The sequence below is a fragment of the Acidicapsa dinghuensis genome, from assembly GCF_025685685.1.
In the GTDB taxonomy this organism is placed as follows: Bacteria; Acidobacteriota; Terriglobia; order Terriglobales; family Acidobacteriaceae; genus Acidicapsa; species Acidicapsa dinghuensis.
This window is the reverse complement of record NZ_JAGSYH010000006.1, coordinates 56300-78193: the sequence shown is the minus strand read 5'-3', so window position 1 is coordinate 78193 and position 21894 is coordinate 56300. Positions and strand designations below refer to the sequence as shown.

Genomic DNA, 21894 nt, shown 5'->3' with positions numbered 1-21894 from the left:
GTCTTTCCGGGACGGAGCACAAGTATCACAAACCGCGGATTAGTTTGATTGCATTCTCTTGCGAGGATGCATTGCTGGCTTGTCTTCACTCGATCAGCTTTCCTTTTGATTTCGAGAGTCTGATGATTCTGTTTCGCCTGCAGCTGCCTTAGGTGAACAGAGACTTATTTAGGAACGTAAGGCACAGTGCGGTCTGTTGAATAGAACGAGTCACGCACTTACCCAAGGAGGATACGACTTGAGACTCGCAGAAGAGGATGTAGTTGTTTGCGGTGCAGGTGGTTTCATTGGAGGCCATCTGGTTAAGAGTCTTCTCACCAATGGCGTTAACGTAATTCGAGCCGTGGACATCAAACCCATAGGAGAGTGGTACCAAGCCTCATCTCAAGTCGAGAACGTGGAGGCTGATCTCAACGAGATCAATAACTGCCGAGATGCAGTCTCCGGTGCAACAGTAGTATTCAACCTTGCTGCGAATATGGGCGGCATGGGGTTCATTGAAAACAACAAAGCGCTTTGCATGTTAAGTGTTCTCATTAACACGCATTTGCTTATGGCGGCAAAAGAGGCACATGTTTCGAGATTTTTCTTTTCGTCATCGGCCTGCGTGTACAACGCCGACAAACAGCGAGACCCACGAGCAACAGCACTTCGCGAGTCAGATGCCTATCCCGCTCTGGCTGAAGACGGATATGGATGGGAGAAGCTCTTCAGCGAACGCATGTGCCGGCATTTTGAAGAGGATTTCAACCTCGAGTGTCGTGTAGCTCGATTTCACAACGTTTATGGACCAATGGGGACATGGACGGGGGGCCGTGAAAAAGCGCCTGCCGCTATTTGCCGCAAGGTCTTGGAAGCAAAGTTCTCAGGCAATCACGAAATCGAAATATGGGGAGATGGCAAACAGTCGCGCAGCTTCATGTATATCGATGACTGCACTAAAGGGACCGAGATGATTGCGGAGGCAGATATCCATGAGCCGATCAATCTAGGTAGTAGCGAACTCGTGACAATTGATCAACTTGTCGACATTGCGGAGGATTTCGCAGGAATCAAGCTCACGCGCAGATACAAACTGGATGCTCCTAAAGGTGTGAATGGCCGCAATAGTGACAATACTTTGATTCGGCGGCGCCTTTCATGGGAGCCATCTACTTCCCTGCGGGACGGCCTGCGAGAGACATATGACTGGATCAGTTCTCAGATGGAGGTTGGCGTCCATGCAGAATCCCGAGCTTAAAGAACGACGCAAGAGTTTGAGAGTAAGGTGCTCGGCTGGGGAGCCACGCGCGAACCTACTAGGTGTCGGAATCAGCGCGATTTCAATGACTGACGCGATTTACTACACGGATCGTCTTCTCCAGTCAGACATGCAGGCTTATGTCTGTGTCACAGGCGTTCATGGCGTCATGGAAGCGCAAACGGACGAGAGATTCCGGTCGATCTTAAATGCTTCTTTCCTCACCACTCCCGACGGCATGCCTACCGTATGGGTCGGTCATTGGCAGGGGCACGACAAGATGGCGCGTGTTTCCGGCCCGGAATACATGCTGGAAATGTGTCAGTTATCCGTCGAACGGGGTTATACGAATTACCTCTATGGGGGCAAGCCAGGTGTTGCAGAAGAGCTTAGGGACTCCCTCCTGGCGCGCTTTCCAGACCTTAAAATTGTGGGCACTTACACCCCGCCGTTTGGCCCACTGGATAAGGATCAGGAATTGTATCTAGAACGCCAACTCGCGAGGGTACAGCCTGACATCCTCTGGTGTGGCATAAGCACGCCCAAGCAGGAAAGATTTATGTCACAGTATTGTGGCAAACTCCCTGTAAAGCTCATGGTAGGCGTGGGCGCGGCTTTCGATGTCCATAGCGGACACAGTAAAGATGCGCCCGATTGGGTTAAAAACGCCGGCATGCATTGGTTCCTTCGGATGCTGAGAGAGCCACACAGGCTGACCGGACGATACCTAAAAAATAACCCGCGCTTTCTTTGGCTTATGTGTCTCCAACTCATCGGCCTGCGTCGGTATCTCATCATGACACCCGCGAGAACGACGGCACGTCCGCAAACTGATAGGCCTGTGCCAGTACTCGGCCAGCGAGCTGGTTGACCGTTACAGGCTAGTCGATTCAAACAATCCGGATGTGTACACGGAACCGGAGGAGATTATCAAGATGCTGTCGTTACGACGCTCGCCAACGCCAACCATGAGGAAGGCATGAGGTACATATCAAAATGGCTTCCCCGCAGTGACCTGAAGAAGAACACTTTGTGGGTCATGCTGGGAAATGGGCTTAAGTTGATTATCCAGGCTGCGTATTTTGTCATCATTGCACGCAGTCTGGGACCAGAACAGTACGGCGCATTCGTGGCTGTAGTTGCAATAGCAGCAATTCTCTCTCCCTTCGTAGGACTCGGAACAAGCAATCTGATCATTCGAAATGTGGTTCAAGATCAAGCCGCTTTTTCAAGTTCCTGGGGAAATGGACTTTTCATAACCATAGTCTCTGGACTTTGCGGATTGGCATTGATCAGCAGCTGCAGATTTCTTCTGCCGCGAAGCATCCCTTGGGCAATCCTTCTATTGGTCGCTTCCTCGGATTTGATATTGGGTCGGCTGACCGACCTTTGCGCATTTGCGTTCGGAGCCATGGAGAGGTTTCGAGCGACAGCTCAAATCAACGTCTATTCCAGTCTTGCGAGGCTGATTGGTCTGCTGGTCCTTGTGAGCATAATCCATCACCCTAGTGCGGAACAGTGGGCGGTTGTCTATCTCGCAGCAACTGCGATAGTAACAGTTGGATCCGTGACTGCGGTGTTCGCTACCTTGGGCAAGCCTTCACTCGCACTACCTCAGCTACGACGAGATTTGCTAGAAGGCTTCTACTATTCAGCCGGGCAATCAGCTCAGAGTGTATACAACGATATCGACAAGACAATGTTGGCTCGCCTGGGTGACCTCTCGGCAACAGGCATCTATGGAGCTGCATATCGGCTGATCGATGTTTCCCTGGTCCCAGTCAAATCAGTTCTGTCAGCGGCTTATCCAGGGTGTTTTCGGGCAGGACAAGAAGGCATTTCCGGCTCCATCAAATACATGAAGCGGCTTCTTCCCAAACCAGTTGGGTTTGCGATCGTTATTGTGTTTTCGCTATTTTTCTTTGCTCCCGTTCTTCCTCACATTCTCGGCAAAGAATACACAAACGCTGTGATGGCGTTGCGGTGGCTTGCATTACTGCCGTTTCTTAAAACATTCCACTTCTTCTTCGCGGATGCGCTTACAGGAGCTGGCTATCAGGGTATTCGCACCATGATTCAATTTCTGGTTGCCGGCGTGAATGTTCTGGTCAATCTATGGATCATCCCAGCTTACTCTTGGAGAGGTGCTGCCTGGTCAAGCCTAGGTTGTGATGGCTTACTAGCATGCCTATATGTCGTAGCTCTTGCAAGTCTATCGAGACGGCAAGAACGAAGATCCCAACTCGTCGCAGCGGAAGTCGGCGATTTCTAACAACCTGCTGAGAGGAAATGGACAGATGCATGAGGCGCCATTGGTTAGCATCCTTGTTAACAATTACAATTATGGTCGATTTCTTAGCGAGGCCATCGATAGTGCCTTGGCTCAAACCTACGCAAACATAGAGGTAGTAGTCGTAGATGATGGGTCCACCGATAATTCGGCGGAGGTACTTGCCACTTATGGCGATCGTATCCGTTTGGTGGCTAAGGAAAATGGTGGTCAGTCATCTGCTTTCAATGCCGGCTTTCAAGTTAGCAGAGGCCCTCTCATATGCTTCCTCGATTCCGACGATATTTTCGAACCACACAAAGTGGCACGTATCGTCGAGATCTTCGCCGGTGACTCTGAGATCGGATGGTGCTTTGACAGAGCTCGCCACTTTGAGGACACCACAAAAGAGTGGTTTCCTTGGACTGCCAACGTGCATAAGGGCAAGATCGATGCGCGCGGCATTGTGGCCAACGGCCACGCACCTTACGTTTTCACCAGCACTTCCGGTCTTTCGTTCAGACGAGAGACTCTCGGCCACATTCTTCCAATGCCTGAGACGTTGCGAATTAAGAGTGGAATTTCAAGCGACAACTATTTAAAGTTCGCAGCCTATTCCTTATCGAGTGGATGGCTCGTATCAGAACCTTTGACTCTCCAGCGAATTCACCGAAGCAATGCATACACACGAAGAGTAAGCGACAAGGCAAGGATCGTCGGTCTCTCCGACATTTTGCTTGGAATGTGTCTGTCCCGAGAATTTCGCATTCTCCAACATCTTGGGACGAAGATATTTGCTCACGGATTGGGAAAGCTTTGGGCAACAGGCGGACTTGAACTCGAGCATCGAGAGATCGCAGGCACTTTCCTAAAGTCGCTTTCGCCCCAACTCAGAATCGAAGCCATCTTGCGGGCGATGTGGTGGGGAGCATCGGAAAAATTCCGTCGCCAGTCGTGGGACCACTAGCCACAGTACGGCCGGTCTACATAATGGCCATATCTGCCGGGAGACCTTACTCGCCTTTGAGCCATTGTTTCTTTGATGGTTGTTGTAGCTACCCAATCATCACGCCATAGCACATGGAATGAATAAACCATGACCATACCCAAACACATTGTCAGTCTGATTCGAGACAGCTATTTCGTTTGCGTCTTCGTACTTACGATTGGCGCATTTGCGTCATTGTTCCTGGACACAGGAGATCTTGCGACAGCTAGCCAAGGATCACCCTACCTCAAGGCTGTTTCCGCGACGATCTTTGGAATAGCGTTCATCCGCGTTTTCTTGCGGAGACGCGATGCCGTGGCTTTACTGCGGGAGAACAAAGCCCTCGTTCTATTTCTTGTTCTAACACTGAGCTCCTTTCTTTGGTCGATTGACCGCAATGAGACGCTCCATACCTGGGTAACGCTGTTCAGTTCCACTCTGGTCGCTCTTGATCTGAGCATCCACTACTCCTTTGAAAAGCAACTGCGTTTGCTCTGCATTGCGCTGGTATCAATAGTGGCTTTGAGTGTATTCGTCGAACTGCTGGCACCAGGACTGATACCTGGTCAGGAGATGGAAGGTTCAGCATGGCATGGACTCTTCGGTGTTAAAAACGTTTTTGGCAAAACGGTATGCCTCACTGTAGCCGCGTGTCTGTGCACGTTTCGTAAGTCATTTGTCGTCAGGTTTGTCACGGTCGCGTGTGGAATCGTGATCGGGATTCTTTCTCAATCAACAAGTTCCGTCGGATATATGGCGATCGTCGTAGCGGTATTTGCGCTCTTGCCGGTCTTGAAATGGAAGCCGGTCCCGCGCAGAATTGCCCTCTGCAGCATTGCCCTTGGCTCACTGCTCACAATCTACTACGTCAGTACCAATCTCGATTCGGTAACCACACACCTCGATAAAGATCCTTCCCTCACGGGTCGCACAGACCTGTGGCGATATGCCATCGACAGCATAAAAGACAAGCCTCTACTGGGATATGGATACGAAGCATTCTGGACTTATGATTCTGTGCCCGCCAGGAGGATTCGGGAAGCGATCAACTGGGACAGTGCCCCTCATGCTCACAACGGCTATATCGACCTCACCCTGGAAGTAGGTCTCATCGGCCTTCTCGCCTATCTGGTGTTGTTGGCGATTCTAGGTAAAAGAGCATATGTCTACTTCATGAATGGACCGGAAGGCTATAGGAGATGGCCTGCTACCTTTCTTGCGTTTACGTTCTTTTATCAACTCACAGAGAGCTCTATGGTTGGTACCGGCTGCCTTTGGATCATCTTCTGCGGTCTGCTGCTGTCGCTAAATTCAGAACAGGAATTGGCGATCGTTGAAGACGAGATGCCTCTGAGCATGGCCCGCTTTAGAGCTCATCTATCAACCGACATCCCTTTATAACCTTGCTCTACGGTGCACCACCTCTCTTGCTCACGATCACCGTCTTGATCCTTTTCGCTTCAGATCTATCTTCCGGGAGGCTTGAAACCCATGCGTAAGGTTCTGATTGTCCAGTCGGAAATGAAACATTACCGTCTGGCATTTTTCGAGGGACTGTATAAAGCACTTCAACGGGACGGCATCGTGTTAACCGTAGCGTATAGCAACTCCAACACCCTTCAAGCGGAACGGAAAGACCGAATTGATTTACAGCCGCCGATTGGCAAGCGTGTCAAAGGCCGTTGGTTTTTCGGACGCTTCATCTATCAAGACGTCTGGGAGGACGTACTTGCGTCGGATCTAGTGATTGTCGGATCGGAGGTGAAATTTCTCATCAATCCAGCAATCATGACAATGTCTGCACTTGGCCTTAAAAAGGTCGCTTTCTGGGGACTCGGTCCGAATCGGCATCCCGACCGCTCTCCGATGACGGAATGGTTTAAACAGCACTTTTTCACATGGGTGGACTGGTGGTTCGCATATACCGAATCTATCGCTGACTACCTGAAGTCAAGGGGCATGTCTCCAGACAGGGTCACCAACGTACAGAACGCAACTGACACAGCAGAGCTCAAACAACTTATCAGCAATATTTCCGAAGAAGAGGTCGAAGAAGCAAAAATCGCTCTTACCGGACAGTCTTCGAGTCGGATCGGCCTGTATTGCGGATTCATCGGCGCGATCAAAGAGCTTCCCTTCTTGCTTGAAGCCGCCCGCTCGGCCAAGAAAAAGTGCCCCGAATTTCATCTCATAATCGTTGGCGATGGCCCTGATCGAGTTCAGTTGCAGCGTGAAATAGAGCATGAGCCGTGGATTCATTATGTCGGCTTCAAGAACCACGAACAAGGTGCCATCTATTACAAAATGGCTGATGTTTTTCTTTTGGGTGGAACGGTCGGCTTGGCTGTCGTGGATTGTTTCGCCGCTGGACTGCCTCTGATAGCAACCGTTCTTAATACGCATCCGCCTGAGATTAGTTATGTCAAACATGGCCACAACGGCCTGCTCGTCGCCCATGATGTTCAAGCATTCACGGATTCCATTCTTAATGTTCTCTTCGATCCATCCTTGATGGAGCGCCTTCGCCGTGGCGCGCATGAAAGCGGAAACCAATACACCATGGAGGCCATGGTCGAGAACTATAGGGTTGGGGTTCATAAGTGCTTAGCCATGCGTAAATCAGCTTCCTCTTCTTTCGCAAGAGAATCCCTCACCAGAACTGCTAATGATTGATCCTCGATATTACTGATACGCGGCTTCACTCTGATTGAGCCAAACCAATGTTGTAGCAGCAAAAACCGGATGCGGTCGTCCGATCGTCTCCAGGAGGAAGAGTCGCTTGCCCGACATCAAGCTCAAGATTTTGGGGGCGCCCGCATTTGACCCCAGAACAGGTAATCCATATTGCTCGCTTCTCTATGAACATTTACAGGAGTTAGGTGTCGAAGTTGAAGAATTCTCTTTGCGCCGGGCGTTGTTTGGAAGACACCAGGTTTTCCATTTTCATTGGCCGGAACGCCATTTGGGTAGCCATTTGTTAAAAGCGATTGCGGGGATACATCTCGTCCTTGCTTGTATCGTGTGGGCCAAGTCTCGTAAAACACGCGTTTTTTGGACTGCACACAACCTGGTCAGCCATAGACGCCGGCATCCTCGATTGGAATCTTATTTCTGGTTTCTTTTTACTCGCCTCCTTGACGGAGTGATTTTCCTCAGCTCTGACGGACTCATCGCTGCTCAAAAACAATTTCCGGGTCTCAAGAATGTTCCAGGATTTGTTGTACCTCACGGCCACTATCGAAGCGTTATTCCATGCGATGTAGATCGTGAAAATGCTCGCAAATCACTTGGCCTTCCGGCAGAGTGCCGCGTTTTTCTCTTCTTCGGAAGAATCAGTGGATATAAAAACGTCCCGCATCTGATTCGATCTTTTCGTCAATCTGCGTATCAGGAATGGCGCCTCTGTATTGTGGGCAATTTATCTCCAGACGTCGCATTGAATGAACTGATCAGTTCCGTTCATGGCGATCCCCGAATCTTACTTCGTATCGGTTGGGTTTCAACAGAAGATATCCAGACTCACTTCCGCAGCGCAGATCTCATGGTGCTGCCGTACCGTGAGATCTCCAACTCGGGAAGTGCGTTGCTGGCTTTATCGATGGACCTGCCGTTGTTGACTGTTGCGCAGGGTGCCTTACCCGAATTGCAACAAAACGTTGGCAAAGAGTGGATCCGCTTCTATGAAGGCGAGCTGACCTCAAACGATCTCAGCCAAGGAATTGACTGGGCGATGCATACCAGCCGTTCTGATCGAGCACCTCTCGAAGCGTTTGAATGGCCTGCAATCGCTCAGATGACCTTAAACGCATTTCGAGCCGTGATTCTTAACACCGAAAACCAGAAAGAATTCGGTTTTGGTCTTGAACTTAAGTAAATCCAGACCAAGCAATAGAAAATGCGACAAACACAAGGACAAGAGATGGAAGATGTGTTAATTGTGGGCCAGACCCCACCGCCGATCAATGGCCAAACGACCATGATCGAGGAGCTTTTGAAAGGTCGATATCATGGCATCAGGCTGCACCACGTTCGCACGAAGTTTTCACGAAACATCGAGGAGGTTGGTAGTTTTCAGTTTCGAAAGATTCTGATTCTGCTAAGCACTTTTGTAGACATCGTTCGCGCTCGATTGAGGAGCCGGGCCAAAATTTTGTACTTCCCTCCAGCGGGACCGAATCTGATCGCAGTGATCCGAGACATCTTGCTGCTGGCGGGAACTCGCTGGATGTTTCAATTCACTGTCCTTCATTTCCACGCTGCAGGCCTAACCGAAATCTATCCCAGGCTCCCGCGATTACTGAGACCCTTGTATAACATTGCATACCGTAATGCTGATCTCGCAATTTTTACCGCCCACAGCAGTTCGGTAGCCGGCTCCGTATTGGGTGCAAGATCGATCTCTATCGTTCCCAATGGAATTCCTGACTGCGCAGAAAAGCATACGTTAAATAACAGGCATATCGAGCCCTATGTTCCCTGCATTCTCTTCATGGGAATTCTATGCGAGGGGAAAGGTCTTCTTACTCTGATTGACGCTTGTTCGCTCTTAAAGGAAAACGGAATATCTTTTCGAGTGGTGTGCGCAGGTACGTACGGCTTTGGTACCACTTGCGAGGAGATCGATGCTTTGATAGCGAGCCGGGGGCTTAAACAACATTTCAGTTTCCCCGGAGTTGTGTTTAACGACAAGAAGGCAGAGGTATTCAAGGAAGCAGATGTCTTCTGTTTTCCCAGCCATTATTTCGCTGAGAGCTCGCCTGTCGTTTTGATTGAGGCTATGAGCTTCCGGTTACCGATCGTGACAACGAACTGGCGCGGCATTCCCGACATTGTTGGTGGCAGCGGCGGCGCCTTTGTAGTTGAACCAAAGAGGCCGGATCTCGTCGCTGAATGCCTTGCCAAGCTCCTTACCGATCAGGAACTACGAAATGTCATGGGTAGAAAGAATCGTATTTGGTTTTCAGAGAACGGAACAATCGAGAAGCATCGAGAAAGGATTGAGTCAGCTCTACTCAGCATTCAAGGTCTCTCGCAAAATCATCTGTTGTGAGAAAGTATCTTTTTCCGTGCATATCGACGACGAACGACCTTTGAAGGAGTGCGGCTCCCGTATATCAAGGAATATTGTTACAGTCAGGAATTTCGTCAACATCTCAACCTGGTAAATGTGGAAGACTCGCCCGAACACTATCTTAAGCTTGCTCGGAGCTACACCTTTCGCGATGCGTGGCTGCCGGCTGGCAAGTTCGACAAGGCTCTCCACAAGGTAGCAACCATAGCCGCAATACCGTTAAACGAAGGCTTCTCAACGCGGCAATCTGTACAGGGTCTTCGCGGTAGGCCATCATTTCAGAGTTCGGCAGATATGCTCTCGAGTTCAGTTCCGAGCACGAAGAATACGGGCGCTATTTCAGATATTTTCATTGCCCCGAAGAACACTATTTCCAAGCAATCCTTCAAAACTCACCCTTTGTCTATGAAGCATCCCTGTTCTTACCTACACCGGACGTGGAATGTGGAAGACGGCAAATCTTCATGTGATTCACCACTCTTTGAGAAACATCCACACAGCTGATGATTTCGACGAGGTTATGCAATCAAAGCGCTGCTTTGTACGCAAGGTGAACACGGAGGCTTCAACGCCACTCCTGGACCGAATCGACACTTCCGTTGGATTGAACCCAATAACGTATCACCCGATTCTAGTCAAAGCATGATAGCCAAAATGGAACACTACGACCAGCGACGATATCAACTTCCATCGCCCACAAATACACGAATTCACATCCAACGGCATCCTATGAAAGAGCAGTAGCAGTGTCTTTCTATTCACACACCCAGGAGACTTTGCCCATGCAAGCACCAACCCGGGATGTTCACTCCGTTTGTGAACGAATTTTAAGAATGCGGGATGCTCACCCGTCTTCTATTGCCTTGAGCTACGGAGTTCAACAGCTAACCTATGAAGAATTAGTCTGCAAAGCAGATCTATTCTCGCGGCACTTGATCAAGCTTGGCCTTTCTTCAGGACAAGCCGTTGCTATCTGCATGGAACGTTCTTTTGAGTGGATCGTCGCGGCACTCGGAGTCATGCAGGCAGGTGCGGCGTACGTACCCCTCGATCCGGCATGGCCAGATGCGCGATTACAAGCCGCGGTGCGAGACAGTGGAGCGCGTGTTCTGGTGGCCAGGACCTGTATGCTCAATCGCCTGCAGCTTGACGTCATCGGCCTCGATCCAGCTCGTGACGCTGCGGAAATTGCCGCGGCTCCAGAGGCAGATCGACGGGTAATCGATCCACAAAGTCTCGCCTACATCATCTATACTTCCGGAACCACTGGAGTTCCTAAGGGTGTCGAGATTACTCATGCTAATCTCGATCACCTCATCCGCTGGCATGAAAGCGCATTTCATGTTACCCCCGACGATCGATGTAGTCATCTCGCGGGCCTAGGGTTTGATGCCGCCGTGTGGGAAATATGGCCCAACCTGAATGCGGGTGCCTGTCTATGTCTAGCAGGGGAGGCATTACGAACGTCGCCGGAACTACTGCAGAGCTGGCTGATTCGTGAGAGGATAACGATCGCTTTTGTCCCTACGGTCCTTGCTGCACGTTTGATCCAGATGGAATGGCCGGCCACCGTAGCTCTACGGTTTTTACTTACCGGGGGCGACGCCTTGCTGAAGGGTCCTACATCGCAGCTACCATTCGAAGTCATCAACAACTACGGCCCAACAGAGTGTACGGTCGTCGCAACCTCCGCGCTCCTCAAAACTGGCGCAACAGGAACTCCGCCTATTGGACGCTCAATATCGGGCACAAACGTTTATCTCCTCAACGAGCGCGGCGAGCAGGTCGAGAAAGGAAGCGAGGGTGAGATTTATATCGGTGGTGATGGAGTAGGACGAGGCTATAGAAATTTGCCCGTCATGACCCAGGAGTACTTCCTCGCCGACCCGTTTACCGGATCGCCGACGGCTCGTATGTATCGCAGCGGTGACCGTGGGATTGAACGTGAGGATGGAGAAATCGAGTTTCGCGGAAGATACGATCGCCAGGTAAAGATACGCGGATATCGAGTGGAGTTGGATGAGATTAGTACTGCTCTCAATGGACACCACGCAATCGACTTCGCGACTTCAATCGTGAAGATCTCGAACAGCGGTGAAAATCAGTTGGTCGCCTATGTCTTGTTCAAGGATGAGCAAACGGAAGTAGGGTCACAGGAGTTACAGGAGCATCTGCTTCGTAGTCTCCCTGACTATATGATTCCGTCGATTTTTGTGCGACTCCGCTCTTTGCCGATATCGTCGAGTGGAAAACTTGATCTGAAGAAACTCGACGAATCGAGTGATCTGGAAACATTGGACAAAGTTGCTGCGGTACAACCTTCGACGCCAACCGAAGAGAAATTGCTCGGAATGGTGCGCGATTTACTTGGCAACCAGAAGATCGGCATAGATGACAACTTCTTCCTGGCGGGAGGACACTCACTATTGGGAATGCAATTGGTAATGCGCCTTCGTCAGATTTTTGATGTTGATCTGACGCTATCACAACTATTCAAAGCTCCGACCGCGAGACGCCTTGCAGTCGTGCTCGAGACACTGCTTGTCGATGCCATCGATGCTATGAGCGACGAAGAAGCAGAAGCTTATTTATCGGAGTAAAAACTATGCAAGCGTCAAGCGAGGACACGATTGTGCAGCCTGACGAAAGTTTGTCACTTCTACGGCTTCTCGACCCAGATGTCATCTCAGATCCGTATCCGCTCTATCGGCAGTTACGAGAGCTTGAGCCTGTGCACTGGGATCCATACATGCATGCATGGCTGGTCACTGGCTATCCAGAAGTTGTAACGGTGCTGAGAGATTATTCAGCCGACCGGACTCCTCCGCCTGCTTATCTCGACGAGTTGGGGTTGTCCTTCATGAAGCCATTTGCCCAGGTGATGCTTAAGCAAATGTTATTCATGGACGGCGCCATGCATGCTCGGTTGCGCGCCATCTGCGGCGCAGCCATTACCCCACGGAGGGTCGAAGGCTTACGATCCGTGATCGAAACAATTGCGGACGAACTGATCGACAAAATCATCACCCAGGGACATATGGACATGGTCGTTGATTTTGCGAACCCTTTGCCAGCGACCGTGACGGCGAGGATGCTCGGCGTACCGGTTGAAGATCGTGTTCAGCTCCAGGAATGGGTGATTGACATAGCAGAAGTACTCGGCAATTTTCAACATCACCCGGACCGAGTCGCCGAGATCGTCCAAAGTCTGGAAGAAATGAAAAGCTATATTGCGGACCGAATGGAAGAGGAACGCAGACGGCCCACCAACGGTCTGATCTATTCGCTGATGATGGCAGAGGTTGATGGTCACAAGCTTTCGGATGACGAGGTGATTGCTAATGCGATCATCACTCTTATCGGCGGACATGAAACGACCACCAATCTGATCGCAAGCGGTTTTCTCACTCTACTTCGCAAGCCACAGGCTTTCGAACAGTTTCGGAGTCACCCGGAGATCGCAGCATCGGCGGTCGAAGAGTTGCTGCGCTATGAATCTCCCGTCCAACACACTGCAAGAATTGCGCCCGCAGATATGCAGCTAGGCAGAAAAATCATTGAAAAAGGTTCACGAGTTGTGGCTGCTTTGGCGGCCGCAAACCGGGATCCCGTCCGATTTCACGATCCTGATCGCCTGGACCTGCTTCGTGCCGACAATCGACACCTGGCATTCGGTTGGGCAGCACACTTCTGTTTCGGCGCTCCCTTGGCTCGCATGGAAGGGCAAATCGCTTTCAATAAACTTTTGAGTCGAATTTCAAATCCAATATTGTGCGAAGAAAAGTTGAATTGGCGCGGAAATGCCGGCTTGCGCGGTTTGACATCTCTCAACATTAGCTTCGATCCCTCTACCCCCCTCAATTAGAGGCTATATATGGCGACCCGCGAAATACCCCCTGTGCAATCGGAAGGAAGGAAAGACGGCCTATCGGATGCCAAGCGCCGTTTGCTCGAGCAGCGGCTTCGCGGCTCTGCGCCAGGTTGGAAGAAACAGGATGAGTCCATTCATCCACGCCCTCCAGGCGCATCCATTCCCCTCTCGGCCGAGCAACGCAGAGTCTGGCTTCATGCTGCTCAACAGCCTGAATTGCCTGTCTACAACGAGCCCTTCACTATTCGCCGGCATGGCAGTTTCGATCCTGAGATCTTTCGGCAGACGCTTCAGGAAGTCCTTCGACGGCATGAGGCATGGCGCACAAGCTTCGCTCCAGACGGCGAGGAGATCGTTCATCAGCTCCTTCACATACCATTGCCTTTTGTCGACCTCAGCATGCTGCCTCGCACGGAAGCCGAAACTGAATCTCTGCGAATAGCTACTGCAGACACGCGAAAACCCATCTCACTTGATACCGCGCCTCTTTTCCGCGCACATATCATTCGTATAGCTCCTGATGAGCACCGGATCTACTTTACATTTCACCATATTATTTTTGACGGAGTATCCATTGCTCGCGTCTTCATGCCAGAACTGACGTCAATCTATGCGAGTCTTGAGCGTGGAAAGCCATCTGCACTTCCCTTCCCATCGCTTCAGTACGGCGATTACGCTATCTGGAGAGCGCAACACGTCTCTTCTCCCGAAGTGACGCAGCATCTTGCATACTGGCTTGAAAATCTCTCCGGCGAATTACCCACTCTCCAACTTCCCGAAGATAAACCACGCCCACCGATCACGAGCTATCGCGGATCGATGGCATGTTTCGATGTGTCTGCCGAATTGGTGAATGGTCTGCGAGTTCTAAGCCGCAAATATGGCGTCACGCTATATATGACTTTGCTTGCCGCCTTCAAAACTTTATTGTTTCGATATACCGCTCAAAATGATGTAATCGTGGGGACCGCAACTGACGCTCGAAGACGGCCTGAACTTGAGAATGTGATCGGATATTTTCTGGATACTTTTGCCGTCCGATCTCACCCTTTCGCCAATTTGAGTTTCTCAGACTATTTGCTACAAGTGCGCGATTCAGTCCTTGGAGGAATAGCGGCAGCAGAGTTGCCTTTTGACCGTGTTGTCCAAGCTGTCAACCCGAGACGGGATACGAGTAGGCATCCTATATTCCAGGCATTTTTTACGGTTCGGCCTCCGATGCCGCCCATCGCCGATGGATGGAATATTTCCGAGACCGATGTTACAGTCGGCACCAGCAAATTCGATTTATACCTAGAATTCGGCGATCGCCCGAATAACATCGACGCGCGTTTCTTCTACAACACTGATATATGGGACGCTATCACTATTCAGAGGATGGTTGCTAACCTTCTGGTATTGCTCCAATCGATTGTCGATAATCCAGAAAGCCCTCTCGGCTCCCTCGGAATACTAACCCGCGAAGAACAAGATGTGTTGCTGGGACCCAACGGCTGGAACGATACGGTCAGCGAATTTCCGCAGATCACACTACAGCAACTTATCGAGGATCAGATACGCAAAACTCCGAAGGCTCTGGCTGTAGTTTGTGGAGCACAGGCGCACACCTATGAGCAGCTTAACGTGCGCATAGATCAGCTCGCCACACAGCTTCGTTCCCTCGGAGTGAAGCGAGGTTCGCTCGTCGCTGTAGCGGTCGATCGCTCCATCGACTTGCTGGCTGGTTTGCTGGCAATCCTGAAGCTGAGTGCGGCCTATCTTCCTCTCGACATTCAAGCTCCATCAGAACGCATCGTTACTTTCCTCGCGGATGCCAGACCTGTTGCGATATTGACACAACGAACTCTGCTAACGCAGATTGGATCATCTGCCGCCCCCGTATTGCTCGTTGATGAGCTCAGCAACAATCGAGCTTTATTGGAAAATGACACTTTGTCCAATCCTTCAGCTCAAACGGAAGCGCAGATTCGGAGCTCCGGAAGCCCAGATGACACTGCATACCTGATCTACACATCGGGAACAACCGGACAACCCAAGGCTGTAGAGATTCTGCAGAGAAGCTTGGTCAACCTATTGCTTTCGATGCAGCGAACTCCAGGCTATGGGCCTTCGGACATACTTCTCGCGATAACCCCGATGTCATTCGACATTGCGGCTTTGGAAATGTTCCTGCCACTCATTTCAGGTGGAACAGTTGTCATCGCCACACGAGAAGAAGCGCGAGATCCTTTTCTGCTCGCGAAGGTTATTCAGACCTCTGGCTGCACCGTCATGCAGGCGACTCCATCTACGTGGCGCAACTTGCTGCTTTCCGGCTGGGATAATGCACAAGGAAGCGATGACAGCAAACAAAATAAATGCTTGCGGATTCTATGTGGTGGAGAAGCTCTTCCATGTGAATTGGCAGACAAGCTCCTCGCTGTTGGGGCTGAGGTCTGGAACATGTACGGCCCGACTGAAACAACCATCTGGTCCGTGATCGATAAGGTTGGCCCGAATCTGAGCGGCAAGATGACTGGGATTCCGGTTGGGCGCCCGATCGCAAATACGGAAGCGTATGTTTTGGACGCTCAATTGCGTCTTACACCGATTGGAGTTCAGGGAGAGTTATTTCTGGGTGGAATAGGGCTCGCAAAAGGATATCGTGGTCAGCCGCAATTGACCGCAGATCGATTCGTTCGAGTGCATTCCATTAGTGGACGTTTGGTTTACCGAACTGGAGACTTGGCGCGACGCCGGCCTGACGGCAAAATTCAAGTGCTTGGCCGCACAGATAATCAAGTCAAGATTCGCGGATCTCGAATTGAACTTGAGGAGGTTGAGGCCGCAGTTTTGAAACATTCCAATGTCGCCGCTGCCGCCGCGCGTGCATGGCCGGAGACTTCCGGTGAAATGCGTTTAAGCCTTTATCTCGTCGAAAGACATTCTCCCGCGCCGACACTTCATGAGTTGAGAGTCTTCCTGGAAGCCAGCTTACCCGAAAGCATGATTCCTTCAGATCTGGTTGTGCTTCCGTTCATCCCGCTGACGCCTCATGGCAAGATAGACCGCGCGAAATTGCCAGCTCCCGTCGCGAACGAAGCCGCTCCTGCTCAAAAGGAATCCAGTTCTGAGGATGAAGAACGCATCGTTGCGATGTGGGCACACGTTCTCGGCCGAAAATATATCAGCCCTACAGACAACTTCTTCGATCTGGGTGGCCACTCGATGCTCATGGCCGCTTTACAGTTACGTATCACTTCTGAATTCGGCCGGCGAATCTCGCTTGCAGAACTCTTTCATAATCCAACGGTACGGCAGCAGGCTCGACTCCTCCGAAGATCCGTCCATGAGAATTTGTCTCCGATCCCCGGAGTTATACCGCTTCAATCGCAAGGCACCGGGAACAGCATTTTCTGGGTGCACTATCTCAACGGTAACCTCGCCGAGATGATCGGCACCCATCGCCCGTTCTTGTCGTTGGCGCTGACATCGGAGGACATCGCCGCCCTGGGGCCAACACCAACACTTGAGAGCATCGCCCAAAGACATGTGCTTAAGATACTCGCCTCGCAAACGCAAGGGCCCTACATCATCGGTGGATTGTGCGCTAGCGGGATTCTCGCTTTCGAGATTGCCACACAGTTGAAATCGAGTGGACACGAGGTATCGCTTCTGGTGCTTTTGGATGCAAGAAACCCTTCCTATCTCGAGAGGCGAAGATCCCTGCTATTGATGATGCGGCGCGCGCAGTACAGTGTGCAGCGGGTCATTCGAACGGGCTTGCGAAAAAACGTCGTCGATTTTCGCAAGCGTCTGTTCAAGCGCCTCTCCATCATGGCCCATCGAACCTACGCCAAAACAGAATTGGGTGCAGCGCAGGAAATGATTGAAGCTGCAGCACTTACATACCGGCCTGCAAAGTATCAAGGAAAGGTACTCTTACTCATGGCATCTGATCGTCCTCCGCAAGTCGACTACCTGGACGGCTGGCGATCAGTCATTGCGGGAGATTTTCATTTCCAATATGTCGACGGACATCACAGCGAATTGATAAGAATTCCGCATGTTCGTGGCGTAGCGGAAGCTATCAACTCGCATCTGCAAACTGCAGGCTGATGCGGCAGCAGCCGTCTAACCGCAAACTGCCACATGTTTTGAGATTCGTTTAGCCGTGAATCCTGCGTCAAATGCACGGTGAGTCCATGGGCCTTAGGAATTGGCAGAAGCCCTACGAAGGGCGGCAAAAAAAAAGTTGCATGCCTTTCGGCATTCTTTGCCTCCAACTCTGCATTGAAGTGCCAAAGATGCGAGAACCCAAACTTGTGCGTCCCAGAAACGCAGCAATTGACCGCACGTAAGAACCCACGCTGAAATAGCCGAGTCGACGAAAGTACCTGTTCACCTACTCTCTCTTGATAACTAAATGTTCCTTAAAGTGGTTACGGCTCTCGGCTCCTTCTAACACCTGCAGGTTATAGACAAAACAGCCACACCTCATTGAAATGAAAAATACCTTATCGCGTTTTTTTTGTACAATCTGCATCTAGTTGCGCATGTCACAATTAACTAAGTGGGGCTTGGTGAAGTGAACGAATATCGGCGACCGAACGTGCTGTTGTGTTCGCGATTGTGGTGGGCATCCTCAGCACGCCTGGCTCTCGCTTTCCTCCGCTCTGGATGTAGCGTCTCGGGGATATGTCCACCATCTCACCCGCTCAGACATGTGACGGGGCTCGAGTCGCTGCACTCGTACGCCAATTTTGATCCGGCAAGATCTCTTAGGAACGCGATTTTGGCCACTGGCGCGGATCTTCTTGTTCCCTGCGATGACGCTGCGGTCTGGCATTTACATGAGCTCCATGCCAAATATCCTGAAATGCAATCTCTCATCGAATATTCCCTCTGCGCCAAAGAGGGTTTTGCGACCATTCAGAGCAGAGCGGAGACGCTGGAGGCCGCTGCCAAGCTGGGCATTCGTGTGCCTCTCACTCGAACTGTGATCTCAGAAGAGGACATGGAAAATTGGCCCCTGGACGGATCGGCCGTCATTAAATTGGACGGCACGTGGGGTGGCGCCGGCGTGGCGATCGTCGATTCCAAAGCCAAGGCAATTGCTGAATTCCGAAGACTGAGCGGCCCCGTTCGATCTGGAGTTGCGTGGAAGCGATGGTTAATTAATCGTCATCCTCGCAGCCTGATGTCATTGCGACGACGCCGGGAACAAGGATTGACGATTCAGCAATTTATTCAGGGGCATCCAGCAAACACCATGTGTGCGTGTTGGCAGGGCGAGGTTCTTTCTGCAGTCACAGTCGAAGTATTGGCCTCCCAGGGACAAACCGGCGCAGCGATTGTTGTCCGGTTGATAAAAAATGACGAAATCGACCGTGCGACTCGCCTGCTGGCTCGGCAATTTATGTTTAATGGCTTCTTCGGCCTGGACTTTATCATCGACGAGAAAACTGCCGTCCCATACCTAATCGAGTTAAATCCGCGCGCGACGCAACTTGGGCACCTACGTCTGCCGGGTCAGGACAGTTTAGCCGCCGCTCTAATCGCCCGTATCACGGGTGAAGTGTCTAAAGCCCCTGAAGACTGCATTGAAAACCCAATCATAGCGTTGTTTCCCCAAACGCTGAACTGGGATCCCGATAGTGTTTATCTAACGTCAGGACACCACGATATGCCCATCGAAGAGCCAGCGCTCTGCCAGGAGTTACTGCGGGAGTCCTGGCCAGATAGGCAATGGCTAAGCCGCGCCTATCAATATTTGCGGATGCCCAAGCGCGAGAAAATGGCGAAATGGTCGTGACCGCTGCCAATCTAGACCGAAATTCTGCGGCAGATATATACTCACGGTAATCCACAGAGAGAGCCGTGCCGCCGATTGACAGCGCTAACGTTGTAGCCGGCTTGACCATTTCGAAGTGGGTCATTCACAGCCATCGGATATAACGTTGGTAATATGAGCGTCATTGTCCTACCGCCGGCTGAACTTGCGAGGTGTCGCAGGCGGGAAACCTCCCTCTTGGAACCGGCAACAATTCGTCGTGTACGGGGCTTTTCTGGAAAACTTTTCTTCGCGATTTTTTTTCTGATAGGCATTCCGGCGACGGTTTTTTATTGGCCGATAGGTCTCCTGGCACTCATCATAGATCTCTATTATTGGATAAAGGTTATCCGAATCGTCAGTAAATCTTACTCAGGAAAGGCTTTTGACGTAGCCTGCCCCAACTGCGAAAAAATCAACCGTCATTGGAGCAGCCAGAATTTCACGTGCACAGATTGCCGGCACGTGCTCATGCTTTATGGCGATTGGGTATATGACATCACGTCAAGTGAAGTCCGAGCGCTCCTGGATGGAGATTCCAGATGGGCACATGTGAAGTCCAAGATTTGGAAAATCTGATTCGTCATCTCTGGTAATACAAGGGTTGCCGTATTCACGTGTCTCCCGCTGCGGAATAGTCAATCAGCCGGTTATCAAATGGCTGGCGCCGTCGCGATTTGCTCTGGCTTGATATTTCTATTCAGGAACGAAGACCATCACGAAGCACCGTCGGCACAACTAAAGATACTCCTGGTTATCTGACAGCGAATAGTCAGGCGCGCGACGCAAACCGCCATTTGAAACTAGGTCCGCTTCTTCCCACGCCAGATCTGGTCAAAGTCAACCGTGTGAGAAGGATCGTAGACAACCATTATGCGCAGCGTCTGCGAAGTAAATCGCACAGCTGCACGATTCGCGCGAAGCTGTTATGACATCTTTATGAAGGAGATTCATGCTTGTCGCCCATGGCTCGATGCTGAATTAGAGGTAGCTCGGCCAAAACTATTGATCTGTCTTGGCGCTACGGCAGCACAGTCAATCTTGGGATCAAAATCTCGAATCACTGAATCTCATGGACGATTACAAGTGGTTCGGGGATTGCCACCTGTTGTCGCGACGCTTCATACATCAGCCGTTCTGCATTCCCGCAACGGCGAGGATCGGAAACGAAACACATACAGTTTGATTCAAGGTGACCGTATCCAGCGTGCCGGTGATGCTGCCTGATGTTCCCGAAACGGCCACAGTGTAAATCCCTGCCGAGGTTCCCGCATTCCCACTGCCTCCCTTAGAGCTACTGCTCCCGCATCCGATCGCAACGGTAGCAATGGAAAGCACCAGCGCTACCAACATCGTGGGCCAGTATCGTCTCCGACGCGGAACCCCGAACAATAACAGCGCAAGCGCGGTTCCCACTCCAGGCCATAACAGCCTCTTCAAATGGTTCTCTCCTACCGTTGCCGCCGTGGTAAAGATCGTCAGCGTTGAAGTCTGCGCCCCGCCGCGCAGCTCAAGTTCACCGTCCCTGTAAACCCATTCGCCGGAGTCACTGTCATGGTGACAGTGTTCCCCGTCGTCGCGCCAGCAGCGATGGTTAACGACGAACTGCTGCCACTAACCGCGAACGTCGGCTCGGCGCTCACAGTGAGCGCGAAGGTGGTGAATGCGGTCAGCATTCCGGAGGTCACGGTAATCGTCACTGTCACCGGCCCGCCAAGTGCCGCCGTGCCGCGGGCTATCAGAGTCAGCACACTCGAAGCCGCCGCCGGATTCGTGCCGAACGATGCCCTCACCCCACTCGGTAAACCGCTGGCAGAGAGTGTATGTTGCCTGTGAATCCATTCACTTCCACTACAGTGATCGTGTCGGTGTTGCTGCTGCCTTGGACGACCGTTACGCTGGCTGTTAAAGGCGCAAGCGTGAAGCCTGGGGCCGGATTCACAGTTACTGAACTCGTTCCTGAAGCGCTGTTATAGGTCGAAGAACTATTCGAGTCCGGTGTGTAGGTGGCCGTCAGCACATCGCTTCCCGTAATCAGCGCACCCGCTGGAACGGTAAATGTAGCCGTTCCATCGCTTAGGTTCGTGACCGCGGAGTTGTATGCGCCGCTCGACAAGACCACGGTTCCGGTCGGCGTCGGGTTGCTGCCTCCGCCACTAACAGCCACGGTCACCGTCAGCGCCGTGGTGAGGCTCGTTGAACTTGGCGTGACCGTCACCGTCGGCTGTGTTGTGCTAAATTGTTGAAAATTCGTTCTTCATCGTTTTCGCAACGAGGAGGACAGCGGTTCGATCCCGCTCAGCTCCACCAAATAAATCAAGCCGCCTAAAGAGTGTTTCATTGTTGAAGATGAGTACTATGGGCGAGGAACTGTGCAATAGCCATCCCGACCTCTTGGACTACAACGAATACTACAACCGTTCTCGCCCGGTTCCCTCCACGCGGGCTGTAATCCCCACTTTCGACTCGACAACTCCAAACGTGGTTATCACGCCTTAAGCCCTGGGGTTCCTCGGGCAAGCAAGTTGACATATAACGGCCTATCCGTTGAAGTGCTCGTGACGTCATGGCTCCCCACTGTACGAGATGCCGACTATACAGACAAGTGGGCCCTTTCTGTTTCTCAATGAGTGACTTGACGAT

16 protein-coding genes are annotated in these 21894 nt (G+C 51.4%); 13 read left to right on the top strand and 3 right to left on the bottom strand.

The window, feature by feature from the left end:
• The first annotated feature begins 238 nt into the window (after positions 1-238).
• The 13 genes from OHL22_RS18530 (at position 239) to OHL22_RS18470 (ending at position 20478) form a co-directional block, all read left to right on the top strand.
• Positions 239-1240, top strand: coding sequence for an NAD-dependent epimerase/dehydratase family protein (locus OHL22_RS18530; RefSeq protein WP_263340716.1), 1002 nt, complete (start codon positions 239-241; stop codon positions 1238-1240).
• The gene (locus OHL22_RS18525) at positions 1221-2111 is read left to right on the top strand and encodes a WecB/TagA/CpsF family glycosyltransferase (RefSeq protein WP_263340714.1); all 891 of its coding nucleotides are present in this window, start codon (positions 1221-1223) and stop codon (positions 2109-2111) included. The genes OHL22_RS18530 and OHL22_RS18525 overlap by 20 nt, the downstream gene beginning before the upstream one ends.
• Positions 2112-2219: 108 nt before the next feature.
• Positions 2220-3512, top strand: coding sequence for an oligosaccharide flippase family protein (locus tag OHL22_RS18520; RefSeq protein ID WP_263340711.1), 1293 nt, complete (start codon positions 2220-2222; stop codon positions 3510-3512).
• 25 nt (positions 3513-3537) lie between these two features.
• On the top strand, positions 3538-4476 hold the full coding sequence (locus OHL22_RS18515; RefSeq protein WP_263340708.1) for a glycosyltransferase family 2 protein: 939 nt from the start codon (positions 3538-3540) through the stop codon (positions 4474-4476).
• A 336-nt stretch (positions 4477-4812) separates the two neighbouring features.
• The gene (locus OHL22_RS18510) at positions 4813-5898 is read left to right on the top strand and encodes an O-antigen ligase family protein (protein WP_263340705.1); all 1086 of its coding nucleotides are present in this window, start codon (positions 4813-4815) and stop codon (positions 5896-5898) included.
• Between the two features lie 90 nt (positions 5899-5988).
• Positions 5989-7170, top strand: coding sequence for a glycosyltransferase family 4 protein (locus tag OHL22_RS18505; RefSeq protein WP_263340702.1), 1182 nt, complete (start codon positions 5989-5991; stop codon positions 7168-7170).
• Between the two features lie 106 nt (positions 7171-7276).
• Positions 7277-8371, top strand: a complete 1095-nt coding sequence (locus tag OHL22_RS18500) for a glycosyltransferase family 4 protein (RefSeq protein ID WP_263340700.1) — start codon at positions 7277-7279, stop codon at positions 8369-8371.
• 45 nt (positions 8372-8416) lie between these two features.
• On the top strand, positions 8417-9547 hold the full coding sequence (locus OHL22_RS18495; protein ID WP_263340697.1) for a glycosyltransferase family 4 protein: 1131 nt from the start codon (positions 8417-8419) through the stop codon (positions 9545-9547).
• 803 nt (positions 9548-10350) lie between these two features.
• Positions 10351-12168: a non-ribosomal peptide synthetase gene (locus OHL22_RS18490; RefSeq protein WP_317890910.1), complete on the top strand. Its 1818-nt coding sequence runs from the start codon at positions 10351-10353 to the stop codon at positions 12166-12168.
• A 5-nt stretch (positions 12169-12173) separates the two neighbouring features.
• Entirely contained in the window at positions 12174-13433 is a 1260-nt protein-coding gene (locus OHL22_RS18485; protein WP_263340691.1) for a cytochrome P450, read from the top strand.
• Between the two features lie 9 nt (positions 13434-13442).
• Entirely contained in the window at positions 13443-17537 is a 4095-nt protein-coding gene (locus tag OHL22_RS18480; RefSeq protein WP_263340688.1) for a non-ribosomal peptide synthetase, read from the top strand.
• 676 nt (positions 17538-18213) lie between these two features.
• Positions 18214-19233, top strand: coding sequence for an ATP-grasp domain-containing protein (locus OHL22_RS18475; protein ID WP_263340686.1), 1020 nt, complete (start codon positions 18214-18216; stop codon positions 19231-19233).
• An 891-nt stretch (positions 19234-20124) separates the two neighbouring features.
• Positions 20125-20478 (top strand): uracil-DNA glycosylase family protein, encoded by a 354-nt coding sequence (locus tag OHL22_RS18470; protein WP_317890909.1) that lies wholly within the window; start codon positions 20125-20127, stop codon positions 20476-20478.
• Here OHL22_RS18470 and OHL22_RS18465 read toward each other — a convergent pair.
• Genes OHL22_RS18465 through OHL22_RS18455 form a run of 3 tightly spaced genes read right to left on the bottom strand, consistent with a single transcriptional unit; the run spans position 20380 to position 21469 of the window.
• A complete protein-coding gene (locus OHL22_RS18465; protein WP_263341205.1) occupies positions 20380-20691 on the bottom strand; it encodes a hypothetical protein in 312 nt (103 codons plus the stop codon). The two genes, OHL22_RS18470 and OHL22_RS18465, sit on opposite strands and share 99 nt — an antisense overlap.
• 38 nt (positions 20692-20729) lie before the next feature.
• Positions 20730-21044 (bottom strand): hypothetical protein, encoded by a 315-nt coding sequence (locus tag OHL22_RS18460; protein WP_263340681.1) that lies wholly within the window; start codon positions 21042-21044, stop codon positions 20730-20732.
• Positions 21041-21469 (bottom strand): Ig-like domain-containing protein, encoded by a 429-nt coding sequence (locus tag OHL22_RS18455; protein WP_263340677.1) that lies wholly within the window; start codon positions 21467-21469, stop codon positions 21041-21043. The genes OHL22_RS18460 and OHL22_RS18455 overlap by 4 nt, the downstream gene beginning before the upstream one ends.
• Positions 21470-21894: the final 425 nt, after the last annotated feature.

Excerpts from the sequence above, each read along its gene's own strand:
- OHL22_RS18470 (WP_317890909.1), top strand. The coding sequence starts at position 20,125 with ATGCGCAGCGTCTGCGAAGTAAATCGCACAGCTGCACGATTCGCGCGA.
- OHL22_RS18485 (WP_263340691.1), top strand. The coding sequence starts at position 12,174 with ATGCAAGCGTCAAGCGAGGACACGATTGTGCAGCCTGACGAAAGTTTG.
- OHL22_RS18520 (WP_263340711.1), top strand. The coding sequence starts at position 2,220 with ATGAGGTACATATCAAAATGGCTTCCCCGCAGTGACCTGAAGAAGAAC.
- OHL22_RS18495 (WP_263340697.1), top strand. The coding sequence starts at position 8,417 with ATGGAAGATGTGTTAATTGTGGGCCAGACCCCACCGCCGATCAATGGC.
- OHL22_RS18505 (WP_263340702.1), top strand. The coding sequence starts at position 5,989 with ATGCGTAAGGTTCTGATTGTCCAGTCGGAAATGAAACATTACCGTCTG.
- OHL22_RS18490 (WP_317890910.1), top strand. The coding sequence starts at position 10,351 with ATGCAAGCACCAACCCGGGATGTTCACTCCGTTTGTGAACGAATTTTA.
- OHL22_RS18525 (WP_263340714.1), top strand. The coding sequence starts at position 1,221 with ATGCAGAATCCCGAGCTTAAAGAACGACGCAAGAGTTTGAGAGTAAGG.
- OHL22_RS18515 (WP_263340708.1), top strand. The coding sequence starts at position 3,538 with ATGCATGAGGCGCCATTGGTTAGCATCCTTGTTAACAATTACAATTAT.
- OHL22_RS18480 (WP_263340688.1), top strand. The coding sequence starts at position 13,443 with ATGGCGACCCGCGAAATACCCCCTGTGCAATCGGAAGGAAGGAAAGAC.